General features: G+C 51.3%; 12 protein-coding genes. 9 read left to right on the top strand and 3 right to left on the bottom strand.

Annotated features, from left to right (window positions below; all coding sequences use genetic code 11):
* Positions 1 to 135 precede the first annotated feature (135 nt).
* The 9 genes from A6301_RS06990 to A6301_RS06950 all read left to right on the top strand — a co-directional run bounded on the left by A6301_RS06990 (position 136) and on the right by A6301_RS06950 (position 8,487).
* Positions 136 to 750, top strand: a complete 615-nt coding sequence (locus A6301_RS06990; RefSeq protein WP_234257420.1) for a LysE family translocator — start codon at positions 136 to 138, stop codon at positions 748 to 750.
* A gap of 106 nt (positions 751 to 856) precedes the next feature.
* On the top strand, positions 857 to 1,840 hold the full coding sequence (locus tag A6301_RS06985) for a GlxA family transcriptional regulator (protein WP_234257419.1): 984 nt from the start codon (positions 857 to 859) through the stop codon (positions 1,838 to 1,840).
* A 124-nt stretch (positions 1,841 to 1,964) separates the two neighbouring features.
* A complete protein-coding gene (locus A6301_RS06980) occupies positions 1,965 to 3,710 on the top strand; it encodes an alkaline phosphatase (protein ID WP_107168925.1) in 1,746 nt (581 codons plus the stop codon).
* A gap of 12 nt (positions 3,711 to 3,722) precedes the next feature.
* Positions 3,723 to 4,202 carry a hypothetical protein gene (locus tag A6301_RS06975; RefSeq protein WP_011095601.1) on the top strand — a complete coding sequence of 160 codons (480 nt, stop codon included), beginning with the start codon at positions 3,723 to 3,725 and terminating at the stop codon, positions 4,200 to 4,202.
* Positions 4,203 to 4,210: 8 nt separating this feature from the next.
* Positions 4,211 to 4,903: an ABC transporter ATP-binding protein gene (locus A6301_RS06970; protein WP_107168923.1), complete on the top strand. Its 693-nt coding sequence runs from the start codon at positions 4,211 to 4,213 to the stop codon at positions 4,901 to 4,903.
* Positions 4,900 to 6,312 carry an FtsX-like permease family protein gene (locus A6301_RS06965; protein WP_234257418.1) on the top strand — a complete coding sequence of 471 codons (1,413 nt, stop codon included), beginning with the start codon at positions 4,900 to 4,902 and terminating at the stop codon, positions 6,310 to 6,312. The genes A6301_RS06970 and A6301_RS06965 overlap by 4 nt, the downstream gene beginning before the upstream one ends.
* A 219-nt stretch (positions 6,313 to 6,531) precedes the next feature.
* Positions 6,532 to 7,413: an SUMF1/EgtB/PvdO family nonheme iron enzyme gene (locus A6301_RS06960; protein WP_107168921.1), complete on the top strand. Its 882-nt coding sequence runs from the start codon at positions 6,532 to 6,534 to the stop codon at positions 7,411 to 7,413.
* Positions 7,403 to 7,936: a CpmJ protein gene (locus A6301_RS06955; RefSeq protein ID WP_234257417.1), complete on the top strand. Its 534-nt coding sequence runs from the start codon at positions 7,403 to 7,405 to the stop codon at positions 7,934 to 7,936. Before A6301_RS06960 ends, A6301_RS06955 begins: the two co-directional genes overlap by 11 nt.
* Before the next feature lie 8 nt (positions 7,937 to 7,944).
* The gene (locus A6301_RS06950; protein WP_234257416.1) at positions 7,945 to 8,487 is read left to right on the top strand and encodes a carbapenem biosynthesis protein CpmH; all 543 of its coding nucleotides are present in this window, start codon (positions 7,945 to 7,947) and stop codon (positions 8,485 to 8,487) included.
* A 67-nt stretch (positions 8,488 to 8,554) separates the two neighbouring features.
* Here the strand turns inward: A6301_RS06950 and kduI are convergent, their stop codons facing one another.
* The 3 genes from kduI to A6301_RS06935 all read right to left on the bottom strand — a co-directional run bounded on the left by kduI (position 8,555) and on the right by A6301_RS06935 (position 11,606).
* On the bottom strand, positions 8,555 to 9,391 hold the full coding sequence (gene kduI, locus A6301_RS06945) for a 5-dehydro-4-deoxy-D-glucuronate isomerase (RefSeq protein WP_234257415.1): 837 nt from the start codon (positions 9,389 to 9,391) through the stop codon (positions 8,555 to 8,557).
* A 12-nt stretch (positions 9,392 to 9,403) separates the two neighbouring features.
* Positions 9,404 to 10,360: a 2-keto-3-deoxygluconate transporter gene (kdgT, locus tag A6301_RS06940; RefSeq protein WP_215482670.1), complete on the bottom strand. Its 957-nt coding sequence runs from the start codon at positions 10,358 to 10,360 to the stop codon at positions 9,404 to 9,406.
* A 457-nt stretch (positions 10,361 to 10,817) separates the two neighbouring features.
* On the bottom strand, positions 10,818 to 11,606 hold the full coding sequence (locus A6301_RS06935; RefSeq protein ID WP_107168916.1) for an IclR family transcriptional regulator: 789 nt from the start codon (positions 11,604 to 11,606) through the stop codon (positions 10,818 to 10,820).
* Positions 11,607 to 11,804: the final 198 nt, after the last annotated feature.

Genomic DNA, 11,804 nt, shown 5'->3' with positions numbered 1-11,804 from the left:
GCATTGCCGAAGGCTTGATGAACTTAGCCGAATGGCGGCTGACTGGGTGTCCATAAATAACACTATTTAGTCCGAACTGTTCATTTCTTCACGCTGAACAGTTCGCTCTAATACCTCTGTAAAAGAGGAGATGTTATGGATATGCATGTATGGTTTTACTTTGCGCTTGCCTGTTGCGGCCTTGCGTTGACCCCTGGACCGAATGCGTTACTGGTCATCACGCACAGTATCCGGTTCGGGCCTGCTATCACCCTATATACCATTTTGGGCGGAATACTGGCCTTCGCACTGCTGATGACGGCGTCTCTGTTTGGCATTGATGTGTTGCTTAACATGTATCCTTCTTTCCTGACTTACATAAAATTTGCTGGCGGCATGTATCTTATCTGGCTGGGCTTCAGGCAATGGCGGTTAAGGACGCTGAATATCGGTGAATCTGCGCCATTGGCGGCATCGATAAATCGGTTATCTCTTTTTACTCAGGGGGCCGCGTCGGCGGGAGCGAATCCGAAAGTCTTCTTATTTTTCGGAGCGTTTCTCTCTCAATTTATCGATCCGACAAAGGACACCTTGCTGCAATTTGTCGTGATGGTCGCCACCTTTGCTGCTGTGGAATTTCTGGTTGAACTGGCTATCACTCTGACAGCGGGACGGTTCCGATCTTATCTCGCGGTACATGGAAAAGCCTTCAGCATGGTCTGCGGTGCCATCTTTATGACGGTTGGCGGGCTGGTGCTGTTTATGCAGTAAACGGCGGGTCTGGTTCTGAGAAAGACGCTTTCCCTGTTGAGGCGTAAAATAGGGTTATCTCTGTCTGGATTGCGCTATCGCGATCCGTTTTTTGAGCAGGTGTAAAATGGTCAATCCCCAGGTAAAATTTGTTCTGCTGCTGATGCCGGGGTTTTCTCTTTTGTCGGTCGGCGGGTTTCTTGACAAGCTGCGGTTCTCCAGCGATGAAGAGGACTATAGCCGTCAGTTGACCTGTTCCTGGACGCTGACTGCGCTGGATAGCCACCCTGTGACAGCCAGCTGTGGTGCTGTACTCATACCGGATCAGGCGGTTTCAACGCGGCAAATCCATGCTGGAAACTGCGATTATTTCGTCATCTTTGGTGGGAATACGCCAGCAAAAATATTATCGGATACCGCTTCTTACCTCCCGCTGCTGCGGCACCTTCGACGCAGCAAAATCCCCCTCGTGAGTGTCGATAACGCCGCCTTTCTCCTCGCGGAGACGGGTTTTTCCGGCAAACGTATTCTTGTCCACTGGCGTCATTTTGATGAATTTAAAACGCGGTTTCCATCGATTACTCCTGTTACAGACAAGAACGTCATGGAAGAAGGGAACCTCTATTCCTGCCCCGGAGGCAGTGCCACTATCGAGCTGGCGGCCTTTCTTCTGGAAAAAAAACTGGGCAGGGAAAGGGCTATCAAGGGGTTGTCAGATATGTTGGTCGGCGGATTTGTGCCACCGTCTAACCTGACATGGAACAGCTCTGAGCTTGAAGCCATGCCGATGTCGGTACGGCGGGCGCTGATTATCATGCGCCAGAGTCTGGCAAGCCGGCTTAGTTCTGAGGAGATTGCCCAGCGCAGCGGCCTGTCGCGTAGACAGTTGGATAGGTCGTTGCAAAAGAGTATTGGCCGCACCATCCAGCAGGCATACATGGACATGAAGATCGCTCAGGCGTGCTGGTTGATGTTACGTACTTCTCGTACCTTGTCCCAAATTGCGACAGATACCGGTTTTTCCGATCCCAGCCATCTGAACCGTATTTTCAGGCTGCATCTGGGGCTGACACCCGGAAAATGGCGTCAGGAGAATGCATTTGAGACGTAACAGCCAGATTGCATTTGTTATTGAAAATAGATGTAGATGCAATAATTTATGGTGAAATTCATCAAACTGTAAAAAAAGGTAACTACGTTATGTCCTGCTAAACTACGCAACCAAGGACATAACAATGAAAGCTCGCTGGTTACTGCCTTTACTGATTTCTGCTGCGCTGCCAGGAATGGTGCAGGCTCAGGCCATTTATCCCATTGACCGCGCCACGATGCTGGCAGGCGGAAAATTCGATTTTAAAGTCGAGTTTGATGAAGTACTCAAGCCGGAAGATATTCGCATTCTGATCAACGGCAAAGATTACCAGCAGGTGCTGGGCAAAACGGCCTCGTTTGTTGAGCGTGAAGACGGCGGCAACGCCTCTACGATCTGGCTGCGAGACGTGAACCTGCCAGAAGCAGGCAAGTATGTGGTAGAAGCGGAAGCAAAAGGCAAAAAAACACAGGTGAGCTGGGACGTTTATTCCGCGTCCGGTACGCGTAAAGCCAAAAACGTGATTCTGTTCATCGGCGATGGCCTGTCCGTCGCACACCGCACCGGCGCACGCATCCTGTCGAAAGGCGTGACGGAAGGGAAAGCAGACGGTCGTCTGGCGATTGATGATCTGCAATATATGGCGTTTGGCGGTACTTCCAGTACTGACTCCATCGCGGCCGACAGCGCCAACACCATGAGTGCTTACATGACCGGCCACAAATCCGGTGTGAATGCGCTGGGTGTGTACGTCAGCCGTAGCAAAAATTCACTGGATCACCCAAAGCAGGAAACGCTGGGTGAACTGCTGACTCGTTCTACCAAAATGTCTGTTGGCGTCGTCAGTGATGCTGAACTTCAGGATGCGACGCCAGCCGCGGTGGTTTCCCACACTCGCCGCCGTGCGGATAAAGCTGAAATCGTCGAGATGTTCTACAACGTGCAGCCGACAGTCATGTTGGGCGGCGGTTCAGCCTACTTCCTGCCGAAAAGCACGCCGGGATCAAAGCGTAAAGACGAAACCAACTACGTTGAGAAATTCCAGCAGGCGGGTTACTCACTGGTTACCGATGCGGATTCTCTGAAGAAAAACGCGTCACAGGCTACCAAGCTGCTGGGGCTGTTCCACACCGGTAATATGGACGGCGTGATGGATCGTCGTTTCCTGAAAAATGACGTAGCCAAGAAATTCCCTAATCAGCCTGACCTGACTGAAATGACGCAGGCGGCGCTGGATGTGCTGTCCAAAAACCAAGATGGCTTCTTCCTGATGGTGGAATCCGCGCTGATCGACAAAGCCTCTCACCCATTGGATTGGGAACGTGCGTTTACGAACACCATCATGCTGGATCAGTCTGTCGCGATCGCCAAGAAGTTCGTGGAGAAGAACCCAGACACGATGATCATTGTAACGGGTGACCATACTCACGGTCTGTCTATTATCGGTACGGTCGATGACAGCAAACCAGGCACCGAGATGCGTGAGAAAGTCGGCGTGTATGAAGACGCTGGCTATCCGAACTATAAAGACGCCAACAAAGACGGCTACCCGGATGATCTGAACGTTTCCAAACGTCTGGCGGTATTCTTCAACAACTACCCTGACTATTACGAAACATTCCGTCCGAAGCTGGATGGCCAGTTCGTGCCTGCTATCAAGAACGAAAAAGATGAGTACGTTGCCAACAAAGCCTACGAGAAAGTGCCGGGTGCGGTATTCCGTGAAGGGATTCTGCCACGCTCTTCCGACACAGGTGTTCATGCTGTTGACGATATGGTGATTCAGGCGAGTGGCCCAGGTGCAGAACGTATCCGTGGCTACATGGAAAACACCGATCTGTTCCGCGTGATTGTTGATGCACTGGCGGTAAAACCGCAAGACAAAAAGTAATCTTACGACGCTATGAATAATGCGAAATGCAGCAAAGCGGGGGCAACCCCGCTTTTATTCTCTTGGCTGCGTGCGGTGTTGGTGTTGCTGCTCCTTGGTGGCATCGCACCCGTGAACGCCGCGCAGTCTGAACTCTCCTTCGATAAGCTGTATGCCTCTTACGGCGTGCTGGGTCTTGAATTCTCCAATGACGTCAAAGCACTTTCCGGCAAACGGGTAAAGATGCACGGCTTCATGGCACCGCCGCTCAAGGCGGAGTCACAATTCTTTGTTTTAACTAAAATGCCGATGGCGCTGTGCCCCTTCTGTTCGTCTGATGCGGACTGGCCCGAAGATATCGTTGTGGTCTATCTCGCCAAACGTCAGACCTTCGTACAGAACAACACCATGATTGAAGTAGAAGGCGTGTTGGAGCACGGATCGTGGACCGATCCCGAAACGGGTTTTGTCAGCCTGCTGCGACTGCGTGAAGCGACGTTCGATACCCTTTAGGAGCGCTGATGGCTGAGTTATTGATTCAACACCTGAGTGTGACCTTCCCCGATACGTCTGAGGCCGTGCTGGATATTCCCGCACTGTCGATTCGTTCTGGCGAACGGGTGGCGGTGATGGGGCCTTCTGGCTCCGGTAAAACCACGTTGGTGAATGCCATCACTGGCATGGATCACAGTGGAACGGGTCAGGTGCAGTGGGAAAAGCAGGACATTTGGCAGTTGAATGAAGCGGAACGTGACCGTTGGCGGGCAAAGCATATCGGACTGGTGATGCAGGATTTCCACCTTTTTCCCGGCCTGAATGCGATAGAGAACGTCTTACTGCCCGCGCAGTTTCATCACTGGCGGATACCCACGTCGCTCAGGCAACGGGCGGCAGATTTGCTGGCACAGGTCGGACTGGATACGGGAAAACGCCCGGTTGAGGTGTTATCACGCGGCGAGAAGCAGCGGGTGGCGGTAGCAAGAGCCTTGCTCAGCAACCCAGACATCATCGTTGCCGATGAGCCAACGGCCAGTTTGGATGCACAGAGCGGTGAGCAGATTGCTGACTTGCTGGTGACGCTGGCGCGCGAAAGTCGCGCAACGCTTATCGCCATTACGCACGATGCGCGTCTGGCTTCCCAGATGTCGCGCTGTATTCAACTGGAAAAAGGACGCCTTGTGGCGGACAAGCCCTATCAGGAGGATCGTGCATGATTCCATGGCGTCTTATCTGGGTCGACTGGCGTCGGCTATGGCCGGGTGTGCTGGTCGTGGTGTTGCTGATCGCGGTGGCGACAGCATTAAGTATTTCGGTGAGTTTGCAGGAAAGAGCATTACGTATGGGCAGCGCCAAGGCTGCCGATCGTTTTGATTTGGTGATTGGTGCGCCGGGAAGTGAAACACAGCTCGTGCTGTCATCCGTATTTTTGCAACCGTCTGCGCTGACGTTGATTCCCGCGCAGGTGCTGACCGATCTGGAGAAGAATCCGCTGGTGGCGTGGGCGGCTCCGGTCGCGTTTGGTGATTTTTATCAAGGGATGCCGATTATCGGCACCACGCCGCCGCTGGTGACGGATAACGGCAAGCGACAGCTCACCGCCGGACGTCTCTTCAACGATGGTTTTGAAGCTGTGGTCGGCGCGCAAACCGGGCTGACGGTGGGGAGTACGTTCAGCCCGATTCATGGTCAGGTGGGAACAGAAGGCGCGCACGCGCACGATGACGTCACCTACACCGTTGTCGGTGTGTTGCCTGCTGACGGCAGCGCGTGGGATAAAGCGATTCTGGTTCCGGTGAACGCGGTATGGCGGGTACATGGAATCCATCCACCGCATGATGCGGATGATGCACACCACGATGGCCACGACCATGGCGCACATGAGCATGAACATGAACATGAAGGTGAACATGGGCATGATGACGCTGCGCACACGGAAGATGAGCCGCATGCTGATGAACATCACGATGAAGCTCATTCTGCGGAAGGTTCGGGAAGCCGTGACCACCCTGCTGAGGCCGCGAACCCTGCTACGGCAGCACATGCTGACGAGCACGGCGAAGAAGAGGCGCACGAGCACAAACATCAGGCGGGGCTGCCTGCGATTGTTGTGAAACCAAAAACAATTGCAGGGGCTTATCAACTGCGTTCGCTGTATCGCAGCAACACGACGCTGGCGGTGTTCCCCGGTGAAGTGCTGGTGAAGTTGTACTCGATGCTGGGTGATATACGCGAACTGCTGACCTATATCTCGCTGGGGACACAGGGATTAGTCGGCGTGGCTGTGGCGATGGTGGCAGTTATCCACCTGCGTCAGCGGCAGAAACAGATCGGTGCACTCCGGGCGTTTGGCGCGCCGCGCTACGGCATTTTTACGCTGATTTGGAGCGGATTGATGTCGCTGGTGGGCGTCGGCGTGTTGCTGGGTGTCGGTCTTGGCTACCTTGCGGCACGTGCGATTGCGGTAGTCATGAGCGAAAAAAGCGGCTTCGTGCTGCCAGTGACGTTGGAATGGGAAGATATCCACTTCGTCCTGCTCCTGTTGCTGGTTGCCGCTGTCGTCCTCACGATCCCAGCGATGCTGTCTTACCGGCAGTCTCCCGCAACGGCGCTGCGAGGGGAATAAGTGCGTTGACTCATTCGCTAAGCTAAGCTGTGTTGGCATCGGGCGCGTTGTTTTGGCACCCGATGCTGTTTTTTCTCCCCTCTACAGCCCCCTCGCTTGAACCGCTAAGACGATGAAAAGTCTATTCTACGGCTAGCTCAAACCGTAGGCAGAGGCATATACTTCGGCGGCGAATAAATAAATGATGTTCCCTCCTCAGTACGGTCAACACGGATTGTTATGTTAAAGAACGGTTTTATCTTTTCAGGGCTGTGCTTAGTGCTATCGCATGCCGCAGCGCTACCCGTCATGGAAGCTAAGGTGAACGGGATGGCGGAAATTAACGTCGACGGCGGCAATTTTTATGTGGGTTCTGTCTTTGGCCCAGAAGACTATGCGGCCCATGCCAACACGTCGATCACCTCTTTTTCCATGACGCAAACAGAAATCACCTATCAGCAGTACCATGCACTGCAAGATTGGGCGGACGCACACGGTTATCAGCTGAGTGGCGGCTGCAATGGCGCGACGTTTGAAGATTGTTTGCCACCTGAGCAGGATGGTGGGCAACACCCCGTGACCAATGTTTCATGGTGGGATGCGGTGATTTTTGCCAATGCACTCAGCGAGCGGCAGCAACTGCAACCTCGTTACCTCACTATTGACGGTAAGACGCTGAAGCGTGCTCCAGAAGACGATAACGACAAGTTGATGCGTGAGAATCCGCAGGCATCAGGTTACCGCTTGCCGACGTTGGCGGAATGGCAAATAGCGGCCAGAGGCGGTAAGAAGGGACTTGCGGATGCCACTTACGGCGCTCGCTATGCAGGCAGCGAACAGCCGGAGCGCGTGGCGCATTTTCCTTCGGAAAAGCCGTTGTTTGGAACGGTGCCAGTGGCATCGAAGCGCCCCAATTCACTGGGTCTTTACGACATGAGTGGCAATGTCTCTGAGTGGTTGAATGAGCCCTATGCGGTAGAAGGCGGCAAAACGATGTTCTACTTTTGCGGCGGAAGTTATCTGGAACAGGTGCATAGCCTGGCAAGCTGCGATCTGCATACGCCCGGTTTTTTCATGCCGGATATCGGTTTTCGATTGGTAAGGACGCGTGGTGATAAATAAATTCGTTGGTGGGTTGGTGATCTGCGCCATCAGCAGCGCTGCCGCTGCACTGTCTCCCGTGGTGCTGAAAGACGGCATCAACCGATTGGATCTGAATCAGGACGGTGGGCAAGACTATGTTGTCGTGGCGCAGTTTGACAACAATACCTCGCATCCTCATCTCGGGCTGACTTTCTTTATACAACGGCCGGATGGCGGACACAGTATTATGCCAGTTGCCAACAGTAATACATTTACCTGGTTTGATTATCGGCTGTCCGCCGCTGCTGATTTTCTGGTACAGGATAACCAACTGTTCCTGTCTGGAGGTCGCTACTTTCTGGTATCGGCGAGGAAGGAAGGGGAAAACGCCTTTGATCCTGCAAAAGTGATTTTGACGATTTACGGTTTCAACTCGTCGCAGGACGATCCGGGTGTACCGTTGTATGAATGGTCAGAACGCAAGCGTGTGGTAACGCAAAATGCCTACCAATCCGTCGATGAGGCCTACAAGGAAGTCGATGAGGCAATGCTAGCAAAATGAAAACGCCGATGTTAATCGCAGCAGGACTACTTTTGCCTTTCGGGGCGTTGGCACAGCTTAGCGAGCGGGATTATCAGCAGCAGGTACAGGATTTTTTTGATGCAGGATCGCCTTTGTGTCTGGGCGAGAAACAGTGGCCGGTGCATAGCCCTAAAGGTGACGCACCTTGGAACATTGGGCGTTTGCACGCGTTGGTCGATGCGGGTCTGGCCTATGCCACGCCGGAAGGAACCAGCACGGTATACCGTTTATCGCCCATAGGGGATAAAAACTGGCGTCAGTACGGTGACTTGTGTTACGGCAGGATGCAGGTGGAGCGCATTGAGAAAGTCGATCGCGTGACTCAGGAACTGGCGGTGGTGTATTTCACTTATCGTTTAACGCCACTGGAGAACTGGGCGCATAACCGGGCGCTACGTTTTGCCTTTAGCGAGCTGGATAATCTTGTTGGTGGCGTAGGAACCACGCGCTATTCGGCCACCCTTCGTGAAGCGTTAGGCGGAGCGGCGAAATTGCAGGATTACCCTGTGCCAGTAGAACTGGATTATTGATGCTAAAAAACAGGGTGAACGTGGTTCACCCTGTTTTTTTACTCTTGTGGCATCACGCCGGAAGGGATTAGCGTAAATCCAACATCGCGATATGATCCATATCGTCAAACGTCAGATTTTCGCCGATCATGCCCCAGATAAAGGCGTAGTTTTTGGTGCCGACACCGGTGTGAATCGACCAACTGGGGGAGATCACCGCCTGTTCGTTATGCATCACCAGATGACGCGTTTCATGCGGTTCACCCATCATATGGAAAATAATGGTGTCTTCCGCCATATCAAAATAGAAGTAAACCTCCATTCTGCGTTCATGGGTATGCGTTGGCATTGAATTCCAGTTGCTGCCTTCTGCCAGACGCGTTAATCCCATGCTCAGTTGACAGGTTTCTACCACTTCCGGCACCAGATATTTGCAAATCGTCCGTTTGTTGCAGGTCGTGACGTCTCCCAGCGGCGCTTTGATCGCGTCATCCTGTGTAATGATGCGTGTCGGAAAAATGGCATGCGCGGGGGCGCTGTTATAATACAGTTTTGCCGGTTTAGTCTTGTCGAGGCTACTAAAGGCTAAGGCCTTGGCTCCCTTGCCGACATAGAGCGCTTCCTCATTGCCAACCTGATAGCTTGTACCGTCGATAACGATTTTTGCCGGGCCGCCGATATTGATCAGCCCTAGTTCGCGCCGCTCAAGAAAATAGTTCACGCCAAATTGTTTGCCGATGCCGTCATCAAACGTTATCTCGCCATCCACTGGCATGATCCCGCCCACAACAATACGGTCGATGTGGCTGTAAGTCATGGTGTAGTGGTTTGGCGTAAATATCTTCTCAATGAGAAATTTCTTTCTCAGCTCGGTGGTATCAAGCGTTTTCGCATGCTCACTGTGTACACTTTGTCTTACGTCCATTTTGCTACCTTCTTATGCGTGTTTAGGTGAAAAGCGTTTTGCCCATAATGCCGTAATGATGGGCACCAATACTGACGTCACGATGACGCTGGTGGCGACTAACGCTGTTGCCTGTTGCGCGACCGGCGCGAACTCTGGTGCCATATTCGCGATCAGAAGGGGAGTGGCGACGGCGGCACCTGCGCTGCTGGATGCGGCCACGCCAGCGGTTCCATTACCGCCGCCGATAAATTTATCGGCGATAATCAATGGAATGCCGGTAACGATAATTACCAATACGCCGAGGAAGATCCCTGCGAAGCCCGTTTGGAGGATTACCGCTAAATTAATGGTGTTACCCAACGCAAAGGCGAAGAAAGGAATCAGAGTTTGTACTGAATTGCCGAATAGTTTTCTCAAGTCCGGGTCCAGGTTACCCAGCGTAAAGCCAATCAGGAAAGGCAGGACGGCACCGACAAATAGCTGAGGTTCAAAGGTCGCGATACCGCTGGCACCCAGAATAACCATAGTCATTAACGGGCCGGATTCCAGAGACATCAGCACAAACGCGCCCGCTTCTTCTTTCGAACCATATTGGTTCATCAATGCGGCATACAAACCACCGTTTGTCATGTCCATTGCCGCGACCAGTGCCAACACGGAGATCCCGGCCAGCAAGCCATTTTGGATGCCGTCCCCCGGCAGGAACGTGCCTGCGATCATCGCGACAACCCAGGCGGTGGCGAGTTTGGTTATCACCAGAACGCCTGACTTTTTCAACATCGTTCCCGTCGCTTTAAGTTCAATGGACGCGCCCATGCAGAAAAACCAGACTGCCAGAATCGGGATCGTGCCGGTAATCAGGCCGTTACTGAAAGACCCTAAATATTTCCCCGCACCGGGCGTAAAGGTATTACAGAGTGCGCCCAAAAAGAGCGGCACCAGCATTAATCCCCCTGGGATTTTATCAATGGCTTGTTTGATTTTCATAAAAGACCTCATTTAAAAATAAAAAGATATTCAGCCCGCTTTCAGTGAAAGCAGATGGAGTATTGGTATAAAATCATAAATAGGGTGAAATAAAACCCAAGGGGTTATTACCCGATTTCATTAATTAGTGAAGATGGTTGTCCTTATTATAAAATTGATAATGAATACTCTTCGTTATTTTGATATTGATGCTCTTGGCTATTATTTAGGGTATAGGTTGCCTTCCCGTAATGCGTAATTCACGCTTGCGGGTTTTTATGTCATGACGATTACTGAATGACGTTCAATACGTCACTCATTAAAATTAATTATACCCGTCATACTTAAAGTTGCATGTGCGTTGGCCGCGTTCAGTCACCCGAATCACTTACCTGAGTAAGCTCATCGGGATTCCTTCTCTTGCCGCCTTCCTGAAACTCGAATTATTTAGGGTATATGGCTGTTTTTGAGAAATAAATTATCTGATATCAATATTCCGGCTGTTAATATGAGCGGTAATTGCTTTGCTGGTTTTAATCAGGCTTGCCAGATGCTTCTCTTTTTTTCCATTCGCATATTGCGATTGCATGCCGTTAACGCCAATAGCCGCAATGACTTCGCCATCCTGATTAAAAATCGGCGCGGCCATACAGCAAATTTCTTCTATATCTTCACCGTCATCTATGGCCCAGCCCTGTTCTTTGACGATTTTCAGGTGCTGTAGGAAATCAGATTTATTGGTGATCGTCCGGGGCGTTAAATATTCAAAGGTGCAATTGGCAATTAGTGATTCAATTCTTTCCTGTGGTAGCCAGGCCACGAGTACTTTTCCCAGAGACATGCGGTTAAAAATAATTTTCTTACCTTCCCAAGATGTTTTTACAATAGCCTTGGGTGATTCCACTTTACTCAGGAAGAAACCATTGTCGCCGTCCAGAATACCAAGATGGCAGGTCAATTCCGTCTCTTTGACCAGCTCATGCATAAAGTTAATTGTATCTTTACGCAGGTCAATATTCTTTATTACCAGACCACCCAGCTCAAATAGTCTCAACCCCAGAACATAACGTCCGTCGGCGCGCTGACGTAATAGCTGTGTGACCACCAGCACTTCCAGTAGATGATGTACGCTGCTTTTGGGGATAGACAAATCCGTACAAATCTCAGTGAAGCTGGCTTCGTCGCGTTTGGCGATGTAGTCAAGAACCATCACTAAACGGACGGCTGCTGGCGCTTTACTGTGTTCGAGCTGTTGGAATATATTCATAGTTGTTCTATATATAAAACTTTGGTTTCCTATATAGAACAATAATAACGCAACGGTAATTTATTTACCTAGATACAGATCACAAATTAATCTCAAATAGGTTGAATATTTCAATATAAATGAAACGTAGTTTTATTAGGGAAACAAAATAGCGGTATTTTGGCGGGAAAGAGAAAAATCCCTGACCCTATTTTCACA

Source organism: Pectobacterium sp. IFB5596, from assembly GCF_021432585.1.
GTDB classification, from domain to species: Bacteria; Pseudomonadota; Gammaproteobacteria; order Enterobacterales; family Enterobacteriaceae; genus Pectobacterium; species Pectobacterium punjabense.
Note: the sequence above shows the minus strand (reverse complement) of the source record. Positions and strands in the feature narration are given on the sequence as shown.